We start from the raw sequence: 21,514 nt of genomic DNA on the forward strand, positions 1-21,514 counted from the left end.
GGGCCGGATTGCCCTTAACTGTTTCGCGATCTCGTGGCAAGGTCGCACTGTGATGGATGTCCTGTCGCAGTAGCTCAAACGATCACTGGACGGGCTCTTGCTGATCGGTTGACGCTGCGCCCGACGGCAGGGCACGAGTTGCGTGATGGAGGGGGCGGCGCGATGGAACTCAGGGCGCTCGATGCCGATGATTGGCAACTTCTGCGAGACGTTCGCCTCCGAGCCCTGAAGGACTCCCCAGCGGCCTACCTCGCCGATTACGAGGATGAAGAGTCCTGGCCCGAGGCGAACTGGCGCCGTCGCTTCGCCGGCTCGCTGTGGGTCGTTGCCCAGGAAGGCGACCGGGTGTTCGGCTTGGCGCGCGCGGTCCGGGTCGACGAGCGTCCGCCTGACGAGCGTCATTTCGAGTCCGTGTGGGTCGATCCGGGAGATCGTGGGACAGGCGCCCTCCGTGCGATGCTGCGCTACCTGGAGGATGCAGAACCGAGGATCACGGATTGGCTGGTCTGGGTCCTGAACGACAATGTACCGGCACGCAAGGTGTACGAACGTCTAGGTTTTCACCCGACCGGTGAGCGCCAGCCTCTAGCTGACGGCTCCGGCCGCAGTGAGATCCGATTTAGGTTTCGAACCGACGGCGCCGAATGACATCGAGTTGATGCCATAGCCGCAAGGGATCGACGTCGACAGACCGAGTTCGGAGAGAGCGTCACGCTGACTGAGCGCTGCGGTATGGCGTCGCAGGACCTGCTGCCAGCGGTGCTCATCTTCCTGCCAACTCTGGATGAAGTCGACACAAAGGTCAGCCGTGATGCCTGACAACTGCTTCTCGGCGTATCGCAGCGAATCTTCAGCATCCAGCATCGTTCGGTTGTGCACTGCGCCGGCCGTCGACTGCTGCCACCAGAGTTTGTCGATAGCTTCTTGGATCGTCTGCGCGCGAATCTCCCTGAAGTCTTGCCAGTGGCTCTTCCGTGACGCGGCCGTCAGTTGCTCCTTGAAGTCCCAGCGCGGTGTGCTCTCGAAGAGCGCATAAAGACCCTCGGCGAGCAGATCTCCGAACTCCTCACGTTCCGCACGCCCCGAATCGGCGAAGGGCAGGTACTCAGCTTGTCGAACCTCGCCAACCTTGGGCAGGCACCGTGCGGCGGCATGACGCGCGAAGAAGAACCAGTCTTCGTTGTAGATGTCCGGGAAGAACGACAGCGCCGGATGTTGCAGATTGACTCCTAGCACAGCGCCACTGACGAATACGTCCTGATCGAGACCGGCGAGGCGTCGGCCATGACAGACAACCGAGTTGTCTGGGAACTCACGGCTGGCCATCGACGCCACGGCGTGACGATCGAGGACGCTCGAGACCTGCTCGACGTGCAGCGGGCGGAGCTGGTTGATGTCGTCATCGACGAAGAGAATCTTGTTCCAGCCCCTCAAGCGACCTAGGAGGAGGCCGACGTTGCGTTTGACGCTGAGGTCGCTGGAACGCTCCGCGCACGCCTGTCGGAGGTGCGGCGCCGACGTCAAGTGCGGCTTGTCCAACAGCTGGTATCCGTCGGGTACATCGATAACTAGCGCGCGTGCACCGAACGTCTTCTCCACACGCTGTGCGACCTGCCCTACATTCGCTTGCCGGCTGCAAAGAATGACCAGTGGGACCGACAGCGTCGCCGACAGGTTTATGACATTCTGCAAGGCTGATGACGGCCGAGCGGTGGGGACAACGATGACGTCCAGGCGGCTGCGGCTTGACGGTACGACCGAAGTGGACACATCGCGGAGCAAGGATGCATGCGACTGTCCGTGCCTGATCTGGCGGCTCATCCAGCGGTCTCCTCAGCGGGTGACCACTCGTAGAGGCGGTTCTCAGGAATCTCCAGGTCGGGCGATATCGCCTCGCCATTGACGACTGGGACCCGCATGAGCAACGCGAATGAGCCACCAGGGAACCGATTGGCAATATATGCCTCGTTCCGCTCCCGAACGGCGACATCCGTCAGGGTGCGAACCGCGCCCAGCACTCCACTGCTGTACACACCATTGCAGATGGTGATAGTGCGGCTGTGGTTGAACGGGTTGCGCAACCGTGCCAAGAGCGCGACGTCCTCGACGAGCTCGAGACGCTTGCCGCCGCGCCACGCGTCCTCGGCTTGTTGCTCCTCGATTTGCGCAGTGTCAATGACTTCCTGCTCGGTGTCCTCCCGATCCTCCCACTGAGGACGGTAATCACGGCCACCTGGACCGTTGGATCTGAAGATTTCGCCGTTTGCTAGATCCGGGACCTCGATCTGCTCAACAGGCAGCTCGCTCAGCACTCTCTGCAGGCGATTCGTGATGAGGTTCCACCCGACGCCGCCCAGCACGATGAGGTGGCCCGACAAGTCGTCCGCAACCACCTCACCGGGTAAGCGGTGTGCCACCTTCAGCTCTGGATTGGAGGCGCGGATGTGACCCCAGAGTTCAATCAGCGAATCTAGGTCGGCGTATCGATACAACTTTGTGTGGTTGGGATTTCCTTCGTCCGCCAGCGGAGAACGCCCCGCCGTCGGCGCTTCCGGACAGATGATCGTGATCGGACCTCGCTCGAAATCCCAGGTATAGGAGCCGACGATTGATGAGACGCCCTGGTTGCGAACTGCCTCGCGGAGTTCGACGAGCTCTTGGTGAAGCTCTTGGAAGCGCTCCCGTTCGTCCGCGGTTAGATCGCGATCACGCGGCAGATGTGGCGTGCCGTCGGCGTCGTGCTTCCGCGAGAAGAACATGGCGTAGGAACGCAAACGGTCGGTGGGCGGCAGCTTGGGGTTGGTCAGCGATTCCCAAGAGCTGATCGTCGCCACCGCGACCCGAGTGTCGTCGCTCAGCGCGCGCGCCAGGATGGCCTGGGTCAGCCGGTGAGATTCGCGCAGGTCCCGGAGCCGCCTGGCGAATCGTACGGCCTCTGGTGAGGGGGCCACTGTCACTCCGAAGGATTAGCCAGCGCAGGCGACGTGGGTGTCTACTGCGCTACACCCGACTACAGGTGAAGTTGGAAAGGGAGACTACTCAACCAACTCGCTACCGGTACCCCCTGCTACTCAGACGTCCGTTTCGTGATCAGACTGTGATGGACTCGCCGCACACTGCGCCGACTACACCCCACTTCAGTATCGTTTTACCTAACTCGATCTGTAGTCAACTGAAGTCACTGAAGAACCGACGAACGGGAGCCGACGAGGATCCAGACCGGCGTGACTGACCGAAGCAGGTGCCCCATGAGCAGATCCTTCGCAGCAGCACACATGCTCACCGCGACGCCTTCGCCCTTCCGGGGCGTTCGGCCCTACCTCGTCGAAAGAGTGCGAGGACGCTTCGTCATCCAGGATCAGGCCAGTACGTGGGGCGTGGTTCGTGACGATCCGCCACGGCCATGAACACCGTTCCAGGCGAGGTCGCCGCGATCGACGCGCTGGAGCTCGGCAATTGGCGGACCGCGTGGCGGATCCTTTCCGAGGGCGAACTGACAGATGCCTACATCGGAGCCGATCTGCGGACAGTCGCGCGAGCGATGTCGTGCCGCGCGGCGGGTGAGCACGGCCGGGCCTGGACGACTCTCGGGATTGCGGCGGCAAGTGTGCACCGCCGTCAGCCGGCTGTCCCCGTCTTGCCGGCGAAAGGTGCCGACGTCGTTCGGTTCGTGCTACCACCAAACCCCGGCGGACAGACGGGGGCGGCTTTCCGCACCGTCCGGCTGATCTGGCGTGAGCAGGGCGAGTTGAGCCGGCTTCGTCGGCAGGCTGCCGAGAGCCCTGTTGGTCTCACTCAGGACAGGCACATTCTTCTATTGGCATTTGTCGAGTACCTGTGCTGGGTCGAGTGTGATCGTGAGAGCTGGATGCAGGAGGAACCGCCGGACGACGAGAGCGCGTCGATGGAAGCGCGCATCGATGAGTTTCGCGATCGACGGCGTGACGGATTCCTGCGCAGCGCGACCGATCTGCGCCATCTTCGGCGTCCGACGGCCGGTGGGATGACTCGAGCGGTCTGGGATCGGGCCGACCAGTACTACGGCTTGCGCCGGATGGCGATGGACGAACTGGCAATCCGTCGACGACCTCCGTGGGTGGGCTCGGCGACGCCTGCTGGGATTCCAGCACGCAAGGGGGCACAGCTGGCCTGGATGATGGCGCAGCCAGCTTGATCGACGCCGCCCCTGCGCGGTCTTTACCATTCGATCGCTTCAGTCATACCCTTTGGGGAACCGTGTTCCATCGCATGGTCGGCGTCGACATCGTTGAAATCGTCAACGATGTCGAGGATTCACCCGGCAGCGCGCGAAGGAGGGTTCGACCTGATGTTCGCCTTCCTGACCGCGCCTGAGAGCGGCAACCGGGGTCTCGCGGCCGAGGTTCGCCTCGCAGAGCAAAAGCCGGCCGATCTCGTCCGGACGACCCAGCTCGGGCCGGGTCTCGATGTCGAGGTCGACCTGGCCGACCTCGATCGGTGGCGATCCGTCATGGTGCACCGGTGGGAACAGACCGACCTGGTCCTGCTGGACTCGGTGATCGGACAGGACGCCGTACGACGCCTCACGCAACTCCGCGCCGATCGGCTCGCTTCAGGCCGGCCGCATGTTGAGAGTGAGCTGTCGATCGAGTTCACGCCTGCACGGCCCTGGCGCAGGATCGCTGTCATTGACGCGTTGGACTGGTGGCTGCAACTTCCCTTGGATCAGGCGTTGGTGGACGCGGAGCGGGCAGTGGTCCGAGCCCAGGCGGCTAAGTCGCTCCCGGCGAGCTTGCTCCGGCGGGATCTGACTGGTCAGGCGCTCGTGCTGGCGCGCCGATCGGCCAACGGGTTCGCCGACTATTTGACCGAGTTGACTGAGTCGACGGCACCGTTGCCCCGTGCCCTGTTCTCCGGGCTCTCACGCCTCGTGAGCGGGTACGCGATTCTCAGCCGTCGGGTGGTCGACGGGCCGGACGAGGAGCTGGAGGCTGTCGTACATGCGTGGGCGAGCCTGAAGGCCGAGGCGCCTGTCGTCGGTACCTTCAAGCTGCCTGATCGCTCCGTGACCTACCAGTTGAGTGACAGGCCGCACGTCGGCAAGGTGGCGCTGACCAGTTCGGTGGACCCGCGTCAGTTGCGAGCTCGCATCGTCGATACCGATGTGCAGGCCCAGGAAATCCGGATGGTGATGTCGCGCGAGGGTTCGGCGGTTCGCGTGATCGTGCCCGCATTCGGTTCAGGCCGACAGTCCGTCGTACTCGCGGATCGCCTGATGGTTCGCCTGGTCGACAGCAGATCAGGCGCAGCGCAGGAGCCGGTGTTGCTGACGTTTAGAGCGGGTCGCGAGGCCGAGCGGCTCGGGGTGCGGACTCCGGTCTTCACGGAGGTAGTGCCGCTGCGCGGGGCGCCGCTCGAGTTTCTGCGCGCAGATGTCTTCGACCCGGACAGCGAGGCGGCCCCGGCGCGGACCGACACCGACAGCGCCCTGCTGCGGCAACGACGTGCGCAGTTCGTCCTTGGTGAGTGGCGCCGGGCGGCGGCCGAGGCACGTCTGTCGCGGGGTGTGAAGATGCGCAAACGTCGGCTGGCGCAGCTGGTCGACGTACTCATGCAGACCAGTGACGCCGATCAGCCGGCATTCTTCGGAGGGCCGACGCCGACAGAGCTCGCACAACTGATCGAGCGTCCGGGTGGGGACTCGCAGACTGTTGCCCATCGGTGGTTCAGGTCGGCCGAAGGAGCGGGTGAACTGCTCGTGGCGGAGCTCGCGGCTGTGCACGCGAATCGCTGACGGGGTTGCCCTCTCGCGTGATGATGCCGTCACGGCATCGTTCTTTCGCTCAATGAGGTGCGGTCACTGATGGTTTGATCAGGGCGCACGTCCGTTGTCGGGAGCGGACGTGGCTCGGTGCAGCCAGGAGCAGGCCATGTCGATCACCAGAGCAAGCAGTCTGAACAGGCGGCGGGATCTTCGGGCCGCCGGCGCACCTGACAACCAAAGGCACGACGGGCTGATCCAGGTAGGGGCGCGCATGGCGTCCCGGCCCTCGATGTCCCTGTGGTTTGTGATGGCGGCCGATCTGGCGACGGTGATTTGGATGCACACTGTCGGATCGTGGCTTGACCGGACGTCGAAGTTCACCGCCACCGCCACGCTCGGCGGCCACCACATCGTCGTACTTGTTCTCGCCGCCATCGGCTTCGCGATCCTTGCAACACTCGCCATCCTGACCGACGGCTTCACCCGCTCGACCCCACGCCTATCGCTAGCCAGAAACGTAGCCTGCATCATCTCCGTGGTCGCCTTGACAGGGCTACTTGCCCTAATCCTGGCCGGCCTCCTGAGCCGCATCCTCTTCGGCCGCCTACGACCTGGAATCTAGAGCCCTGGGTCATGCGACAGCTTGTGTTCTGTCCGCTAGGCGGTGATGTGTTCTGCGGCGGCGAGATGGGTTGTTAGGAGTTGGCCGGCTCTGTCCAGCGCGGCGGCAGCTTCGTCGAGGATCGGGTAGTAGGCCTGGAAAACGTGCGGTACGCCGGGAGTGATGTCCAGGGTGACCTCGACGTCGGCTGTGGCGGCTTGTTGCGCGAGGCGTACGGCGTCGTCGAGGAGTACCTCATGACTTCCGGCCTGGATGACCAGGGGCGGCAGGCCGGACAGATCGGCGAAGATCGGGCTGATGAGACCAAGGGCGGTGTCTTGTCCCGACGCATAGTCGGTCACTCGGGCCTGGAGGTTCTCTCGGCTCATCAAGGGATCGACCTCACGCTTGGTCTCCATGGTCGACCCGGTCAGCGTGAGGTCGGCGTACGGCGACATGACGAAAGCCGCGGCCGGCAACGGCAGCCCGTGATCTCGGGCGTTGATCAGCGTGGCGACGGCGAGCCCACCACCGGCGGATTCTCCTACGAAGACGATGTCCGAAGGGTCAATGCCGTTCTGCAGAAGGGCCTCGTAGGCGGCAAGCGCGTCGTCGACCGCCGCCGGATACGGATGCTCGGGTGCGAGCCGATAGTCGACGGAGATGACTTTGGCGCGCGTACGCCGGCCGACCTGCGAGGCCAGGTCAGCGGAGAGGAAGGCGTCCCCCAGTGCGTAGACGCCGCCGTGGAAGTAGAGAACAACGTGGCGAGGTTCGACTCCGTCGATAGTGATCTCGGCGGTCGGGACACCGCCCAGCGTGGCTGCGGTCACGGTCACGTCGGCCGGCAGCGGCTGCGCCGAGAGCAACTCCCGGAGCAGTCGGCGTTGCTCGTTGAGGTCGATATCGGTGGGGAAGGCTGACTGTCGCAGCATTGCTTCGAGGTTCTGTCGCTGCTCGGTGCTCACGGAGAAACTCCCTTCGGGTGGGTCGGTTCGGGAGCGGTCCCCTGCGGGCTCGCCAACGTCAATCCACCGCTGCAATCTCCTGCCGGAGAGGCGGGCCACAACCAGGCTCGCCGTACGGCAGGTGAGCAGGCATCACCTGATCCCAGTGATTCGCGTGACCGGTCAGAACCCGTTGCCCGGGGCAGGGGCTGCCGGCCTATTCCCCGGTGGTGCCGTCGATGGCTTCGCGGAGGAGGTCTGCGTGACCCACATGGCGTGCGTACTCCTCGATCACGTGCTCGAGGATGAACCGCACATCCGTGTCCCCGAACTCCGGGCTCGGCACAATGCGCCCGAGGTTCTCAGTGACCTTCGCGAACACCTCCCGTGACTCGTCACAGGCCGCCAGGTAATCCGCGTAGACATTCTTGGCCGGCGTGGGATCCGCCTCATCGAACCACTCGCCCCCATCACCCGCGATATAGGTCCGATAGGGAAAGAACCGAGGAGCCGCATCCGCAAGCCTGCGCTGAAACCAGTACCGCTCGACTCCCTGCACATGGCGCATGAGCCCCAGCAGGGTCAACTCCGTCGACGCCAAAGCCCGTTGCCGCAGCTGAGCCTCCGAGAGCCCTTCGCACTTCCACAAGAAGGTCGCCCGATGATACTCGAGATTCGAGCTGATCACCTCCAGCCACGACCCCGACAACCGACGCGCAGGCCTGACGACCTTCTCGATCACAACGCCACTCACTCCGCAGCCCTCCATAGCCCTCATCGATCTCGTTCGGATCGGCACGCTCCCGCTGACCAATCGCGCCACCTACTTCTCCGATGCCTCAACCGATCGCAGATCGACAGGGCCGAGAATCTCGACAGCGCAGACGCTAGCCGATGCGGTCCCCGCGCGGCCGGTGGTGGCCCGGATGCCGCGCAACCCGTGTTGGGTACGGTTCGACAGCGGTCCCCGCGATGTCAGGAAGCATGACGCCGACCCCGGTCACCGGTCGCCGGTTGAGCCAGGCAGGCATCCACCAGTTCGCGTTGCCCAGCAGCTTCATCAAGGCCGGCACGAGAACCAGTCGCACGATGGTCGCATCGATGAAGACGGCGGTGGCCAGGCCCAGGCCGAACATCTTGGCCGTTGGGTCGTCGGCAAGAGAGAAGCTGACGAAGACCGCGATCATGATGAGCGCTGCCGAGGTGATCACGCGGCCGGTGGTGGTGATGCCGTGGACGACCGAGGGGGTGTTGTCACCGGTCCGGACGTACTCCTCACGGATCCGGCTGAGGAGGAAGACCTCGTAGTCCATCGAGAGCCCGAACACCACGGCGAACATGAACATCGGGATGAACGGGAGGATCGGAATGGTCGACTCCAGCCCGATCAGGTTCGCGGCCCAACCCCACTGGAAGATCATCACCATGACGCCGAAGGACGCGCCGATGCTGAGCAGGTTCATCGCAGCAGCCTTCAGCGGTACGACGACCGAGCGGAAGACCACCGTGAGAAGCACGACGGACAACAGGATCACCGCGCCGATGAACCACGGCAGCCGATCGTTGACCTTTGCACCCACATCCGCCTGGGTCGCCGTCTGACCACCGACATGGGCCTTCGCCGGACTGTCCCGCAGTACCGAGGGGAAGACCTCCGCGCGAAGCCGCTCGACCGTCGTCATCGTGGCATCGTCCTGCGGTCCGGTCGTCGGTACGGCGATCAACGTCGCGACGCCCGCCGCGGTATTCACCTGCGGAGGTGCGACCGACGCGATGCCCCGATCGGCCCGGACGGCCTTGAACAGGGGTTGTACGACGCTCGCATCTCGCGAGACGTCGACGGCGATCACCAGCGGACCGTTGCTACCGGCACCGAATCCCGCGGCAACCAGGTCGTACGCCCGGCGCTCGGTGCGCTGCACCGGAAGGGTGCCCTCATCGGGCGTACCGACGCGGAGTGCGAGCACGGGTGCGGCCAGCGCCAGCAGCAGGACGGTGGCGCCGACGGCGTAGGCGGCGGCGTGCCTGGACACATGCCCCGCCCACCGCTGCCAACCCGAACCAGGGGACGCCTGCATCCGCCGTACTCGAAGGCGATTGATCCAGTGCCCGACCAGACCCAGGAACGCGGGTAGCAAGGTGAGCGAAGCGAGCACCATGGTCAGCACGATGAGTGAGATGGCAATCCCGCCGGCGGTCATGAACGGTACGCCGGCCACCACCAGACCGAGGATCGCGATCACCACTGTGCCACCAGCGAAGAGCACAGCCTGCCCGGCCGTGGCGACAGCACGCCCGACCGACTCCTCGACCTCCATCCCGCGAGCGAGGTACTCGCGGTGCCGGGTGACGATGAGCAGCGCGTAGTCGATGCCCACGCCGAGTCCGATCATGCTGCCGAGTACGGGCGCCCAACTGGGCAGCTCGATGAGATATGTGACCAACGACAGCGAACTGATCGCCAGCACTAGGCCGAACACGGCCATCCCGATCGGCAGCCCCATCGCGATGATCGATCCGAACGCGAGCAGCAGGATGACCATCGCCGTGATCAACCCGAACGCCTCGCTGAGGCCGGCCGGGCCCTCCTCGAACGCGGAGAACAGATCCCCGCCCAGCTCGATCCGCAGCGGAGATGCCACCGCTGTCAGGGTCTTGAGCTGTTTGAGGTCGCTTGGCTCCAGCTTGTCGAGCACCGGATACTGAAGCCGGATGAGCCCGACCCGGCCGTCCGGCGAGATGACGGGGTCGCCGACCTCCAGCACGTGTGGCAACGAAGCCGCGGTCGACTGGACCCGCGTCATGGCTGCGCGCAGCTCGGGTAAGTTGAGCGTGGCTTCCTCGTCGAGCGGAGTCACGACTACCTGCGCGGTCAGCCCGGCCTGATCCGCTCCCGCGGCCGACAGCAGATCGGTCGCGGATTGCGAGTCGACACCAGGTGCTCCGAACGATTCCTCGAGTTTCTTGCCGAAGGCGCCGGATGCCGCGACCACGAGCGCCGCTACCACCAGCCACGCCCCGATCACGACCCAGGGCCGACGTGCGGCGTACCGGCCCAGTCTGTACAGATTCGACCTCATCACAGATCCCTTCAGCGAGAGTTGGACTCATCGTGTGGGCGTGGGGCCGGCCACCACCTCAGGCGATGAGCCGGACTTCCCTCGGCCGATCAGCCGGGTCGCGTCCCGTACTTTGAGCCGATCCGCTCGGCGCCCGGAGTCCCTACGCTGTGGGCATGGTGAGAAACGCCGTCCGCTCGCTGCTGGCCGAGCCGCGAGCGCCCGACCCACCCAGGCGGGTGTGGCGCGACTGGGTGCTCGTCGGCGGTCTGCTGACGGCGGTCGTTCTCGAAGGCATACTCCGTGAGGACGTGGTCTGGAGGCCCGTCGCGGTGGCGCTCGCTGTGGCTACCGTGTGCGCTCTCCTGTGGCGTCGTACCCACCCGCTGGCCGTGGTGGCCGCCGTGTTCGGCGCCCTCATCGTGGTCAACATCGCGGCCCTGATCAGTGGGGACGCGACCTTCGGTCTGTACTCGATGATCTGCGTGGTGTTACTGCCGTACTCACTCGTTCGCTGGGGATCCGGCCGCGAGATCCTCATCGGGCTCGCGTTCATCCTCGTGGCGCTGGTGCTGGGAATCATCAGTGACTTCACCGGGTACGGCGAAGCCGCCGCCGGCAGCATGTTCCTGCTGTTCCCGGCGACAGTCGGGGCCGCGGTCCGGTATTGGTGGTCCGCCCGGTTCCGCGAGCTGGATCAGGTCCGACTCCGGGAGCGCGAGCAGCTGGCCCGGGAGTTGCACGACACGGTCGCTCATCACGTCTCGGCCATCGTCATCCGGGCCCAGGCCGGCCGAGCCGTCGCGGCCACCCGCCCGGAAGCCGCGGTCGATGCGCTCGCCATCATCGAGGCGGAGGGCACGCGTACTCTCGCCGAGATGCGGACGATGGTCGGCGTACTGCGCGATGACGGAACGGCGGCGTTGGCTCCACAACCAGGGGTGGCCGACCTGGAGCGGCTCGCCCGCAGCGTCGGGGACCGGCCGCGGGTCGAGGTCGAGGTGTCGGGTGACCTCGACGACCTCGGGCCGGCGGTCGGTGCCGCGATCTATCGCATCGCGCAGGAGTCGATCACGAACGCCGTACGGCACGCCCGGCAGGCAACTCGCATCGACGTCCGGCTGACGTCGTACGACGACTCCGTCCGGCTGACCGTCCGCGACGACGGAGAGGCCACGTCGGCGCCCCGGAACTCGCTCGGCTATGGCTTGGTCGGGATGACCGAGCGGGCCACGCTGCTCGGCGGTACGTTCGCCGCGGGACCCGATGCGAACCGGGGCTGGTCCGTCGACGTGGTGCTGCCGCGAACGGCGGTCGGCCGATGACGATCCGCGTACTCGTCGCCGACGACCAGGATCTCGTCCGGACCGGACTCGCGATGATCCTCGATGCGCAGCCCGGCATCGAGGTGGTCGGTCAGGCGGCCGACGGCCTGGAAGCGGTCCAGTTCGCCCGCCGGCTGCGGCCCGATGTGTGCCTGCTCGACATCAGGATGCCCGGCCTGGACGGGATCGCGGCGACCCGCGAACTCGCCGGCCCCGGCGTCGACGACCCACTGGCGATCGTGGTGATCACCACCTTCGATCTCGACGAGTATGTGTACGGCGCTCTGAAGGCCGGCGCGCGTGGATTCCTGCTCAAGGATGCCGGCCCCGACCTTCTGGTCCAGGCGATCCACGCCGCCGCCAACGGTGACGCACTGATCGCGCCGAAGATCACCGCACGGCTGCTGGCCGCGTTCTCCGAACCACCGAAGGGCCGCACACCAGTCCAACCGGTCGATCCGCTGACGACCCGCGAGGAACAGGTCCTGATCGCCGCGGCCACCGGCCGGACCAACGCCGAGATCGCGACCGAGCTGCACATCAGCCTCAGCACCGTGAAGACTCACCTGACCAGCGTGATGGGCAAGGTGGGCGCCCGGAATCGGGTCGAGATCGCCATGTGGGCCTACGAAACCGGCCGCATCAAGCTCTAGCTCACCTCGTCGGTGAGGCGGGTGCGGACTTGGGACCGCTCGTCGAGGCCGTCTCATCCTGCACCACCAGGCCCTCGCGCGGTACGTATGCGGCATCGGTTCGGTTCACCTTGGCGGCTGTGAGGTTTGCCGCAGGTTTCGATTGGGCGCCGGCCGGCAGATCGCCGTACTACCTGGCGTGGGCCGTGCACAAGCATCGGCCGCAGATCCGGAAGGACAAACGTCATGTCTAGCAGCACAAAACGCCGCCTGGCCCGCGGCATCGGCGCGGCCCTCGTCGCGACTGCCGCGTCCGCCACGCTCGCCGTCGGCGCGGCGTCAGCGAACAGCCAGGCGACACCGCCGGCGGGGATCAACGTGCCGGGCGACCCGACCGCAGCACCCGCCGCCTTCGTCGCGAGCCTGGAGGGCCGCAACGAGGTGACGGGCGGCGATCCAGACGGGCAGGCGCTGGAACTCATCGGCATTCAGGGCAACACGCTCAGCTACTCGGTGTCCTGGCGCGGCATCAGCACCCCGACCGAGGCAGCCATCCACGCCGCCGGTCGAGGAGCGGACGGGCCTGTTGTCGTGCCTTTGTTCACCAAGCCGAGCGGAGGGGGTAGCTTCGCCTCCGGCAGCGTCACCATCACTGACCCGACCGTGCTTGACGCGTTGCGCTCAGACCCGAGCGGCTTCTACACCGACCTGCGAAACGATGACTTCCCGAATGGCGCCGTACGTGCCCAGCTACACCAGCTCAGTCACGCGGTCAGCACGACCGGAGTGGCCGCAGTGCAGGAGTCGGTGATCTTCGGCAGCCAGATCTACGCCTGCACCGTGCAACGCGACGGCACCTTCGCCTTCACCCAGAACAACGTCGAGGCACGCCTCACCGGCGGCATCCACCACACCTTCGTCCAGCCGGCCGCCGGCCCGCCGCAGTGGCAGGCAGCCGACGGCAGCGCTGTCACCGGCAAGGTCGTCACCAAGAACGCCAACGGCGCGGGCAACATCGCCGAACTGGACCTCGACGCCACCCAGATCGGCGACTCCTCCGGACTGCTGTCGAACGCTGTCGAGGTGCTTCGCCTCAACACAGTCGGCGGCGTCGCGCCGACCGGTACCTGCGACCCGCAGGCCACGCCACTCGTCAACGTCCCGTACCAGGCCGACTACGTGTTCATCAACGGCTAGCCAGCCACTGCGATCTGAAGGAGTCGCCACGCGCCCACATCTGACGCGACGCTGGTTCGATCGGCAGCATGGCCTCGACCCCTTGAGCTAGAAGGGGTCGAGGCCATCGTCTACTTCCCGAAGAAGACGTTGATGATGCTGATCACGCCGGGGCCGATGATGACGACGAACATGGACGGGAACAGGCAGAACACCAGCGGGAACAGGATCTTCACCGGCACCTTCTGTGCCTTCTCCTCGGCACTTTGCCTGCGCCGCAGCCGCATCTCCTTCGCCTGTTCACGCAGTACATCGGCGATGGTGATGCCCAGCTCGCCTGCCTGCACGAGCGCGGACACGAACGACCGCAGCCCGGGCACCGTCGTCCGGTCTGTCATCGCGCGCAGAGCCTGCGAGCGCGACTTGCCGATCTGGATCTCCTGCAGCACCCGGGAGAACTCCGCAGCCAGCGGGCCGGTGGTGTTCCGGGCGACCTGCGCCAGCGCCGCGTCGAATCCGAGGCCGGCCTCGACGCAGACCGTGAGCAGGTCGAGCGCGTCGGGCAAGGCCTTCTGGATCTTCTCCTGTCGCTTGATCCCGGCGTTGTACAGCAGGACGTCGGGCAGGAAGAAGCCGATGGTCGCCGCCACGGCAGCGCCCACGACGAGCAGGCCGATCGTCCGAAGCCCGTACAGGCCGCCCAAACTGCCCAGGATGAACAGACCAAGGCCCTTCGCCGCCAGGACTCGGTCGGGCGTCAACCCCGACGGGTTGCCGGCCAGGTCGAGCCGGCGCTGCAACGTCGTACTGATGCTTGAGGGCGACAGGCGTACGGCGACTCCGCGCAGCCAGCCTGGCAGTGCGGCGAACGGATCGCGCTTCGGCTCGACCTCCACCGGTGCGTGCCGCGTGTAGTGACTGTCGATCGTGGCGAGTGCCCGGGCGACGCCCCCTTCGGCAGTTCGCGCGGTGATGCTGATGACTGCCATGACAATGGCGAGGCCGAGCGCGGCGACTCCCGCGATCAAGAGCACGGTCGGGTTCATCTCATGCCTCCACCTTGATCAGGACGCGGATCCAGAACGCGCCCACGATGATGAGCCCGACGCAGGCGGCGACCATCATGACGCCGATCGGTGTGGTGAACAGCGGGCTCATGTACTGCGGTTTGCTCAACGTCAGCCACGCACCGAGCGCAATCGGCAGACTGACGATGATGTAGCCGGACAGCCGCCCTTCGGCACTGAGAGCCCGGACATGGCGGCGGGTCTGTGCGCGTTCGCGCATGGTGTCGACGGTGTTCGTCAGTACCTCGGCCAGATTGCCGCCGACCTCCCGTTGGATCCGGGTGGCCATCACGACCCAGCGCAGATCCTCGCAGTGCATCCGGTCCGCAACGTGCGTGAGACCGTCCTCGAGATCTACACCGATCCTGGTCTCCGCGAGTGCCCGGGAGAACTCACTCGCGGCCGGTTGCGTGCCGTCTCGTACGACGGCATCGATGGCCTGAGCCAGCGAGAACCCGGAGCGAAGCGATCCGACGATCAGCTGCAGCACATCGGGGAGTTGTTCACCGAAGGCCGCACGGCGGCGCCCGATGCGGATGTTGAGGAAGACATGTTGGGCGAGCCAGCCGACGAGAAGTCCGATCGGCAAACTGAGCAGCTCGTTGACGCCCACGAGCATCAGGGCGACCCCCAGCGCCACACTGCCGCAGAGGACCAGCGACGCCCATTCGGCGGGCTTGCGCTTCACGTCCGCGAGATCGAGCCGCTTGGCAAGTCCTTGTTCGACGCCACTGGACCGCAGGACCTGGGCGACGAGTCCGACCGCGGTCCGCGCGGAAGCGCCCTCCACCTCACCGGTGTGGTGCTCGTCGCGGCGAGGCCCGTACTGGCTGACCTTCTGGACCAACCGACGCGCAGTGTCTTCCCGGGAGCCCTGCCAGCGCAGTAGTACGACAGCGAGCACCACGATCAAGAAGACCCCGGCCAGCAGCGCGAGAAGCTGCCATGACCAGATGGTCTGGTGCGACCGAGCCGGCTGTACCGCGTTCGTCGGCGCCGATGGAGGAGTTGGCAGAGTGACCGCGGCGAAGGTCACCATGGTCTTGGCGGTGACCGAACCGATGGCGACCCGCAGCATGACACTACGGCCTGCCAACGCGTCGGGCACAGTGACGTCGACCTCCGCGCGCGCAGTGAAGTTCCGCGCCACGGCAGCGAAGGCTGCCGTCAGCTCACTGGCGTTCTGCGCGGTCAGTATCCGTCCGCCCGCGGCCGACGCGATCTCCTGTGCCGCTGATGCGTCGCCGCTGCCGTACCGGAAGGCGACGACGTCAGCCGGGACGCGATCCGCCGCGAGCTGCCTTGTCACCGAGGTGCGCTTCGCCTTGCTGGAGGTGTCGACGCCGTCCGACAGCACGACCAGTCTGCGCTGGGCTGCCGGGCCGAGGCGGGCGGCATCGAGCGTGGCGACGGCTGCGCGGACAGCGTCGTACAGCGCTGTGTCGCCGGTGGCCTGCACGTGCGCCAACGCCGCACGAACCAGCGTGCGGTTCGTCGTCGGCGAGACCAAGAGACGAGGCCGGTCGGAGAAGGTGATCAGGCCCGCCCTTACGTCGTTCGGCAGGCTGGCAAGGTAGCTGAGCGCGGCCTGACGCGCCGCAGCAAGCCCCGAGCCGGCCATCGAGCCACTGGTGTCCAGTGCGATGACCACCGCGCGCGGCGGAGCCGCTGTCATGGTCGTGCTGCTCACCGGCGTCACCTGTGCCGGCAGCGAGGTGCTGCCTGCCTGGACGCGCACCGACTTCGAGTCCAGCTTTCCTGACACGTTGGCGGTCGTGAGCACGAAGCTGGCATGGCCTTGGCTGACCTGCACAGAGTCGATCCGTGCCGACGGACTGCCGTCCGCGTGCGCAATTCCCGGCAGCACCACTGCCAAGCCGAGGACTATGGCACCCAGCCATCGGATGCGTCGCGCGATCGTCATCGGTAGACCTCTTCCACGCCGAACATCCGCGGCGGCACGTAGACGCCGCGATCAGCGAGCCGCTCGAGGAAACCTGGGCGCAGGCCGGTCGACCGCAGGGCGCCGCGGAAGCTGCCGTGCTCGTCGACGCCCGCGCGGAAGTCGAACTGGAACACGTCCTGGAGAGTGATGACCTCACCCTCCATGCCGGTGACCTCGGTGATGTGCGTGATGCGACGTGTCCCGTCCTTGAGGCGGGCCTGGTGCACGATGAGGTCGAGCGCGGAGGACATCTGCTCGCGGATCGCCCGCTGCGGCAGGTCGACGCCGGCCATCAGCACCATGGTCTCCAGCCGGGACAGCGAGTCGCGTGGCGCGTTGGAGTGCACGGTCGTGATCGAGCCGTCGTGGCCCGTGTTCATGGCTTGCAACATGTCGAGTGCGGCGCCGTCGCGGACCTCACCGATGATGATGCGGTCGGGGCGCATCCGCAGGGAGTTGCGCACCAGTTCGCGGATCGCGATCTCGCCACGCTTCTCGACGTTCGCCGGACGCGACTCGAGCCGCAGTACGTGCTCCTGCCGCAGCTGTAGCTCGGCGGCGTCCTCGATCGTGACGATGCGTTCGTCATCGGGAATGAACGATGACAGCACGTTCAGCGTCGTCGTCTTGCCGGAGCCGGTGCCGCCGCCGATCAGGACGTTCAACCGGCCCCGCACACAGGCCTGCAGCAGTTCCGCGACCGGCCCGGTCAGCGTGCCGAACGAGATCAGGTCGTCGACCGTGAAGGGGTCGGCGGCGAACTTCCGGATCGTGAGCAGTGACCCGTCCAGCGCGACCGGCGGTACGACGGCGTTCACCCGGCTGCCGTCGGGCAGCCGGGCGTCCACCATCGGGCTGGCGTCGTCGACCCGGCGGCCGACTCGGGAGACGATCTTGTCGATGGTGCGACGCAGGTGGCTCTCGTCGGTGAACGCCGCGTCGACCGGAGTCAGCCGCCCGTCGCGTTCGACGTAGATCTGGTCGTGACCGTTGACCATGATCTCGGAGACGCCGGCATCACGCAGATACGGCTCTAGGGGGCCGTGGCCGAGGATCTCGTCGGCGACCTCCTGCGCTACGCGCGCACGGTCGGCCGCGGTCATCGGGGTGTCATCGCGCTGCAGTACTGCCTGCAGGGTTTGCGTGACCTGCTGTTCGAGTTCGTGCTGGTCGAGGTGAGCGTCGTACAGCTTGGGACCAAGGCTCTCCAGCAGACCCTGGTGCACGCTGCGCTTCACGCCGGCGAACGGGTCCGCGTTGCGCGCTGCCCGGCGCGGTACGTCGGCCGACGTCTGCGGACTCGGTGAACTCGTCGGCACCGTCCGGGAGTGTTGCCCAGGGGGTGCCTGGCGCTTGGCCAGTCGTTCGGACAGATTCATGATCGCCTGCCCGCACCACGGCGTCCGAACGCCTTGGACCTCGACGCAACCGGCCGGTTGAGCAGCCGTTCGTGCGCGAGCCGAGTAATCGCCTGGCTGACCGGATGAGTCGGGGTCGCGATCACGATCGGGGTGCCCTTGTTAATCGAAATGGGCACGTTGCGGCTGGACGGCACGTGCCCGTTGATGGCACTGCGGACCACGCGCTCGACATCGCTCGAGGACAGTCCGACCTTCGAGTCGGAGCGATTGAGCACCACTGAGCGAATGTCGCGCGGGTAGGACAGCAGGTCGAGCATGTCCAGCGTGATTCGCAGATTCTTCAGTGCTGGTGTGTCCGGTGTGGTCAGCAGGACATGATGATCGGAGACGTCCATCGCGGTCAGCACATGCTCGCTGAACTGCGCCGGCGTATCGACCACGACGAAGTCGAACATCCCCCGCAGTACCGTGAGCAGCTCGCCGACCAGCGTGGCTGGAATCTTCTCCGCATCGCCGGGGGTCACCGGCGCGAGCAGCATGTCCAGCCCAGGTCGGTACGACGTCAGCAGCGAGACCGCACCTGTCGTGTCGAGATGGCCGGCCATCGGCAAGGCGTCGCTGATCGTGCGGACCGGGTCGAGCTGAACGCTGATCGCCACGTCACCGAACGAGAGATCGAGGTCCACCAAGCAGACTCGGATGCCGTCGCTCGCGGACAGCGCCGCGGCCAGGTTGATCGCGATGGTGGTCTTGCCACACCCGCCCTTGGCGGCGAACACGGTGACGACCTTGCCCTGGTGCTCTGGTTCCGGCTCGTCGTTGACACGCACCCGGCCCGACAGCGCGCGCGAGCGTTCGCACGCCGCGACGAGCGCTACGGTGTCGCCGGCGGCAACCACTTCCCGCACTCCGGCTCGAAGTGCCTCCGTGAGCAGGTCGACGTCCACGTGCTCGCGGACCAGGATCAGGCCGGTGGCCGGCCGCTCCAACCGCAGCTCTGCGGCGAACCGCAGGGCGGCCCGGGCGTCGGCATCGGGTCCGACCACGACGAGATCCTCGGCGGCGTCGTCGTTCAGGGCGCGGAGCGCGGCATCGAGGTCGTCGACCGACCGAACGTTCCCACCGAGGTTCGAGATCAGGTCGTCCGGCGCAGCGGCCGGCTGACAAAGAATGGTCATCGCAGTGCCCTCACTTCTTCGTGGTCTTCGGCGCCACCGGGAACAGCGGCTCGTTGTGGTCTTGGACCTTGACCTGAGCGGACGGGCCGAGCAGTGCCAGGTACGGCAGCGAGGTTTGCGACAGCTGGATCAGGCGTTCGGCGTCGATCTGATTCGCGGCGAAGGTCACCAGTGTCAGGTCGTTCTGCCCCGACGCGGCGCCCTGCGAGAAGGAGCTGTTGCTCGTCTTGCATCGTCTTGCGGCGTGCCGGACGTGGCCGGGCCGATCGCGATCACGCGCACCTTCGGGATGACGACCGCGGTTTTGGCGACCGCCTTGCCGCCGCCCTGTTGTTTGTGTTGGCCGGTGCAGTTCGGCTGCGCGCTGACGTCGCCGGCGCTGCCGGCGACGACCGTACCGAAGACGGCGACGTCCGACCCGGCCTTCACGTTGCCGGCCACCACTTCCGGGCTGCAGAGCGTGATGGTGACGGCCACCTTGCCTTCGGGAATCGCCAGTCCGCCGGTGGCCTGTGCGGGGGTCACCAGCGTCGACTTCAGGAGCAGTTGGCCCGGGCTGAGGTCGGACGAGGTGACGAGGGACTCCTGCGCCGGCGTGATCTCCATGACCGCGTCCGACGACACCGACGATGCCGGCAATGTCTCCTGGTGCAGGGATGCCTTCGCGTCAGCGGCAGAGGTTCCGGCCGGAATCGCCTTGCCTACAACGAGAACGGTCACCGCTTGCTGTCCGGCGACCGCGCGGGCGTCCGCGCGATCGACGTACACCAGCACGGCGGCCGTCCCGAGTACGGCCAGCGCGACCGCCAGCACGATGGTCAAAACTCGACGTTTCATGGTTCTCTCTCTTCTGCTGGCGGTTCTAGCCGGCGAGCTTGACGGCTACGGCGCCGAAGTACGTGCCGGTGCCGACGCTGGTGGAGACAGGCACCAGGGCCTGCGTGAAATGTCCGTAGATGCAGGACGGAGTGGTGCCCCCGTTCGGGCACGAACTCTTGGTGAACGGCGATGGGATGGCGTCCTTGAGGGGGTTCATGTTCGCGTAGCCGGTGAGGATGAAGGCAGCTAGTCCGACCAGGTGATATGTGGCACCGCTGCCCGAACCGGTCGTCGTGTCGAAGATCGGGATGAAGATCGGCGCCCCACTCGCGACGTACGACGTCAACACGTCCTGACACGGCTTGGTGATGCTCTTGCCGGGGTCGCTGCCTCCGATGGCACCGCTCTGCGTGAGGTCGATCGCGGCCCTGCATCCACCGCTGTCGATCAGCCAGCCGAACTCACCGGGCGCGCTCAGACCGGCGCAGGTGGGCGCGTTGGGCGCGTCGCGGACGAAGATCCGTACGTCGGTGCCGAAGGTCGGCGGTGTACCGCCGGTCGCCTGGGTCCACGCACACAGCGAGAGCGTCATCGCGATCGACTGCGAGCTCTGCAGGGCCGGGCCCCACATCGCGCGAGCGCAGGCGTGGACCGTACTACCTTGGTAGCCGGCGTTTCCGGTCAGGGTGCGGGCGAACACCGGCGGCAGCAGCGAGGAGCCGCCAGATGTCCTCGTGGCGGTGTGCACATCGACGTAGTTCGTCCCGGTCGCCGGTGCGCTCGGGCAGTCGACCATGGTTCCCGAGGACGCCGGACAACCCGGCAGACCACCTTTGATGTCGTGACCGCAGACCAAGGTCACCGCCGACACGCCGTCCTTCGCGTTGAGGTTCGCATAGGTGGCCGCCGTACCGGTGGTGCACGCCGGCCCGATGAGGCAGCTCTTCGCGACGGCGAGCGAGCCGGCGTCGGCACCGTTCTGCAACTCGGCACGCTCCTGGTACAGCTGTCCGACGTCGACGGTCAGAGCAGCCATGCCCAGCAGTACGCCGGTCGCGAGCAGCATGCCGACCAGGACCCCGAAGGCACCTCGGTCGTCGGCGCCGAGTAGCCGCATCATCGGACGGACGAACGGTGGGATCAGGTTTCGCATGGCATGACCCCCCGGGCGGACAACGTGGTCTGGCCGCTCAGGCCGGTGCCACCGAAAAGGCCGACGAGATATCCGAGGCCGGGCGTGAACTGGAAGGTGAAGCTGGCTTGCACGGCGCCGTTGCTGCCTGGGCCGGCGCCGACTGGGCAGGCCGACTGGATCGACACACCGACGGGGCTCAGCCCGGTTGCGGCAGCCTGCGTACGACTCGCCACGTTCGGCTGTCCGAGTGCGACGAGCCGAGCGCCTTCGCGCGCGGCCTGGGTGAGCGTCTGCTGTGCGTTGAGCATCCGGCCGAAGTCGATGATGCCCATCACGATCAGCAGCAGCAGGGGAAGCAGAAGCGCGAACTCGACAGCGGTGGCGCCGCGGTCCGCGCCGCTGCCCCCATGTATCGACGAGGGCAGCATGCGGCGTACCCATGCCGTGGGCCGGATGCGAGATAGGTGGCCGTGGTGAGTTTCCCCGCCGCGCTTCCCTCGTCTCGGATACATGAGCTCTCCCGGTT

Annotated in this window: 20 protein-coding genes; 7 read left to right on the forward strand and 13 right to left on the reverse strand. The window is 66.3% G+C overall.

Annotated features, from left to right (window positions below):
* Positions 1–108: 108 nt before the first annotated feature.
* On the forward strand, positions 109–648 hold the full coding sequence (locus OG558_RS14710) for a GNAT family N-acetyltransferase (RefSeq protein WP_405070759.1): 540 nt from the start codon (positions 109–111) through the stop codon (positions 646–648).
* Here OG558_RS14710 and OG558_RS14715 read toward each other — a convergent pair.
* Positions 586–1,821, reverse strand: coding sequence for a hypothetical protein (locus OG558_RS14715; protein WP_405070761.1), 1,236 nt, complete (start codon positions 1,819–1,821; stop codon positions 586–588). The genes OG558_RS14710 and OG558_RS14715 overlap by 63 nt on opposite strands.
* A complete protein-coding gene (locus OG558_RS14720; RefSeq protein WP_405070762.1) occupies positions 1,818–2,834 on the reverse strand; it encodes a hypothetical protein in 1,017 nt (338 codons plus the stop codon). The genes OG558_RS14715 and OG558_RS14720 overlap by 4 nt, the downstream gene beginning before the upstream one ends.
* Positions 2,835–3,748: 914 nt before the next feature.
* Here OG558_RS14720 and OG558_RS14725 point away from each other — a divergent pair.
* The 3 genes from OG558_RS14725 (at position 3,749) to OG558_RS14735 (ending at position 6,365) form a co-directional block, all read left to right on the forward strand.
* Positions 3,749–4,174, forward strand: a complete 426-nt coding sequence (locus tag OG558_RS14725; RefSeq protein ID WP_405070764.1) for a hypothetical protein — start codon at positions 3,749–3,751, stop codon at positions 4,172–4,174.
* Between the two features lie 153 nt (positions 4,175–4,327).
* On the forward strand, positions 4,328–5,773 hold the full coding sequence (locus OG558_RS14730; protein ID WP_405070765.1) for a hypothetical protein: 1,446 nt from the start codon (positions 4,328–4,330) through the stop codon (positions 5,771–5,773).
* A 136-nt stretch (positions 5,774–5,909) separates the two neighbouring features.
* Complete coding sequence (locus tag OG558_RS14735) at positions 5,910–6,365, forward strand: hypothetical protein (RefSeq protein WP_405070767.1); 456 nt, start codon at positions 5,910–5,912, stop codon at positions 6,363–6,365.
* Between the two features lie 35 nt (positions 6,366–6,400).
* On the opposite strand, the gene OG558_RS14740 is transcribed toward OG558_RS14735, so the two are convergent.
* The 3 genes from OG558_RS14740 to OG558_RS14750 all read right to left on the reverse strand — a co-directional run bounded on the left by OG558_RS14740 (position 6,401) and on the right by OG558_RS14750 (position 10,371).
* Entirely contained in the window at positions 6,401–7,312 is a 912-nt protein-coding gene (locus OG558_RS14740) for an alpha/beta hydrolase (RefSeq protein ID WP_405070768.1), read from the reverse strand.
* 196 nt (positions 7,313–7,508) lie between these two features.
* Positions 7,509–8,033: a DinB family protein gene (locus tag OG558_RS14745; protein WP_405070770.1), complete on the reverse strand. Its 525-nt coding sequence runs from the start codon at positions 8,031–8,033 to the stop codon at positions 7,509–7,511.
* A gap of 145 nt (positions 8,034–8,178) precedes the next feature.
* Entirely contained in the window at positions 8,179–10,371 is a 2,193-nt protein-coding gene (locus OG558_RS14750; RefSeq protein WP_405070771.1) for an MMPL family transporter, read from the reverse strand.
* 155 nt (positions 10,372–10,526) lie between these two features.
* Here OG558_RS14750 and OG558_RS14755 point away from each other — a divergent pair, with 155 nt between their 5' ends.
* From OG558_RS14755 to OG558_RS14765, 3 genes are all read left to right on the forward strand, one after another.
* Positions 10,527–11,675 (forward strand): sensor histidine kinase, encoded by a 1,149-nt coding sequence (locus OG558_RS14755; protein ID WP_405070772.1) that lies wholly within the window; start codon positions 10,527–10,529, stop codon positions 11,673–11,675.
* A complete protein-coding gene (locus OG558_RS14760; RefSeq protein WP_405070773.1) occupies positions 11,672–12,328 on the forward strand; it encodes a response regulator in 657 nt (218 codons plus the stop codon). The genes OG558_RS14755 and OG558_RS14760 overlap by 4 nt, the downstream gene beginning before the upstream one ends.
* 225 nt (positions 12,329–12,553) lie before the next feature.
* The gene (locus tag OG558_RS14765; RefSeq protein ID WP_405070775.1) at positions 12,554–13,504 is read left to right on the forward strand and encodes a DUF3455 domain-containing protein; all 951 of its coding nucleotides are present in this window, start codon (positions 12,554–12,556) and stop codon (positions 13,502–13,504) included.
* A gap of 110 nt (positions 13,505–13,614) precedes the next feature.
* Here the strand turns inward: OG558_RS14765 and OG558_RS14770 are convergent, their stop codons facing one another.
* Genes OG558_RS14770 through OG558_RS14805 form a run of 8 tightly spaced genes read right to left on the reverse strand, consistent with a single transcriptional unit; the run spans position 13,615 to position 21,416 of the window.
* Positions 13,615–14,529, reverse strand: coding sequence for a type II secretion system F family protein (locus OG558_RS14770; RefSeq protein ID WP_405070776.1), 915 nt, complete (start codon positions 14,527–14,529; stop codon positions 13,615–13,617).
* A 1-nt stretch (position 14,530) separates the two neighbouring features.
* Positions 14,531–16,474, reverse strand: a complete 1,944-nt coding sequence (locus OG558_RS14775) for a VWA domain-containing protein (RefSeq protein WP_405070777.1) — start codon at positions 16,472–16,474, stop codon at positions 14,531–14,533.
* The gene (locus OG558_RS14780) at positions 16,471–17,874 is read right to left on the reverse strand and encodes a CpaF family protein (protein ID WP_405070778.1); all 1,404 of its coding nucleotides are present in this window, start codon (positions 17,872–17,874) and stop codon (positions 16,471–16,473) included. The genes OG558_RS14775 and OG558_RS14780 overlap by 4 nt, the downstream gene beginning before the upstream one ends.
* Entirely contained in the window at positions 17,871–19,034 is a 1,164-nt protein-coding gene (locus OG558_RS14785) for a CpaE family protein (protein WP_405070779.1), read from the reverse strand. Before OG558_RS14785 ends, OG558_RS14780 begins: the two co-directional genes overlap by 4 nt.
* A 10-nt stretch (positions 19,035–19,044) precedes the next feature.
* A complete protein-coding gene (locus OG558_RS14790; protein WP_405070780.1) occupies positions 19,045–19,203 on the reverse strand; it encodes a hypothetical protein in 159 nt (52 codons plus the stop codon).
* Positions 19,204–19,208: 5 nt separating this feature from the next.
* On the reverse strand, positions 19,209–19,871 hold the full coding sequence (locus OG558_RS14795; protein WP_405070781.1) for an RcpC/CpaB family pilus assembly protein: 663 nt from the start codon (positions 19,869–19,871) through the stop codon (positions 19,209–19,211).
* Positions 19,872–19,896: 25 nt separating this feature from the next.
* Positions 19,897–21,006 carry a pilus assembly protein TadG-related protein gene (locus tag OG558_RS14800; RefSeq protein ID WP_405070782.1) on the reverse strand — a complete coding sequence of 370 codons (1,110 nt, stop codon included), beginning with the start codon at positions 21,004–21,006 and terminating at the stop codon, positions 19,897–19,899.
* Positions 20,994–21,416, reverse strand: a complete 423-nt coding sequence (locus OG558_RS14805; protein ID WP_405070783.1) for a TadE/TadG family type IV pilus assembly protein — start codon at positions 21,414–21,416, stop codon at positions 20,994–20,996. Before OG558_RS14805 ends, OG558_RS14800 begins: the two co-directional genes overlap by 13 nt.
* Positions 21,417–21,514 lie beyond the last annotated feature (98 nt).

Origin of the sequence: Kribbella sp. NBC_01510 (assembly GCF_045040325.1) — a bacterium.
Taxonomy (GTDB): domain Bacteria; phylum Actinomycetota; class Actinomycetes; order Propionibacteriales; family Kribbellaceae; genus Kribbella.

Coding starts and splice junctions, on each gene's coding strand:
- OG558_RS14715 (WP_405070761.1), bottom strand. CDS start 1,821: ATGAGCCGCCAGATCAGGCACGGACAGTCGCATGCATCCTTGCTCCGC.
- OG558_RS14750 (WP_405070771.1), bottom strand. CDS start 10,371: ATGAGGTCGAATCTGTACAGACTGGGCCGGTACGCCGCACGTCGGCCC.
- OG558_RS14800 (WP_405070782.1), bottom strand. CDS start 21,006: ATGCGAAACCTGATCCCACCGTTCGTCCGTCCGATGATGCGGCTACTC.
- OG558_RS14760 (WP_405070773.1), top strand. CDS start 11,672: ATGACGATCCGCGTACTCGTCGCCGACGACCAGGATCTCGTCCGGACC.
- OG558_RS14755 (WP_405070772.1), top strand. CDS start 10,527: ATGGTGAGAAACGCCGTCCGCTCGCTGCTGGCCGAGCCGCGAGCGCCC.
- OG558_RS14770 (WP_405070776.1), bottom strand. CDS start 14,529: ATGAACCCGACCGTGCTCTTGATCGCGGGAGTCGCCGCGCTCGGCCTC.
- OG558_RS14735 (WP_405070767.1), top strand. CDS start 5,910: ATGTCGATCACCAGAGCAAGCAGTCTGAACAGGCGGCGGGATCTTCGG.
- OG558_RS14775 (WP_405070777.1), bottom strand. CDS start 16,474: ATGACGATCGCGCGACGCATCCGATGGCTGGGTGCCATAGTCCTCGGC.
- OG558_RS14780 (WP_405070778.1), bottom strand. CDS start 17,874: ATGAATCTGTCCGAACGACTGGCCAAGCGCCAGGCACCCCCTGGGCAA.
- OG558_RS14795 (WP_405070781.1), bottom strand. CDS start 19,871: ATGAAACGTCGAGTTTTGACCATCGTGCTGGCGGTCGCGCTGGCCGTA.
- OG558_RS14805 (WP_405070783.1), bottom strand. CDS start 21,416: ATGCTGCCCTCGTCGATACATGGGGGCAGCGGCGCGGACCGCGGCGCC.
- OG558_RS14730 (WP_405070765.1), top strand. CDS start 4,328: ATGTTCGCCTTCCTGACCGCGCCTGAGAGCGGCAACCGGGGTCTCGCG.
- OG558_RS14785 (WP_405070779.1), bottom strand. CDS start 19,034: ATGACCATTCTTTGTCAGCCGGCCGCTGCGCCGGACGACCTGATCTCG.
- OG558_RS14765 (WP_405070775.1), top strand. CDS start 12,554: ATGTCTAGCAGCACAAAACGCCGCCTGGCCCGCGGCATCGGCGCGGCC.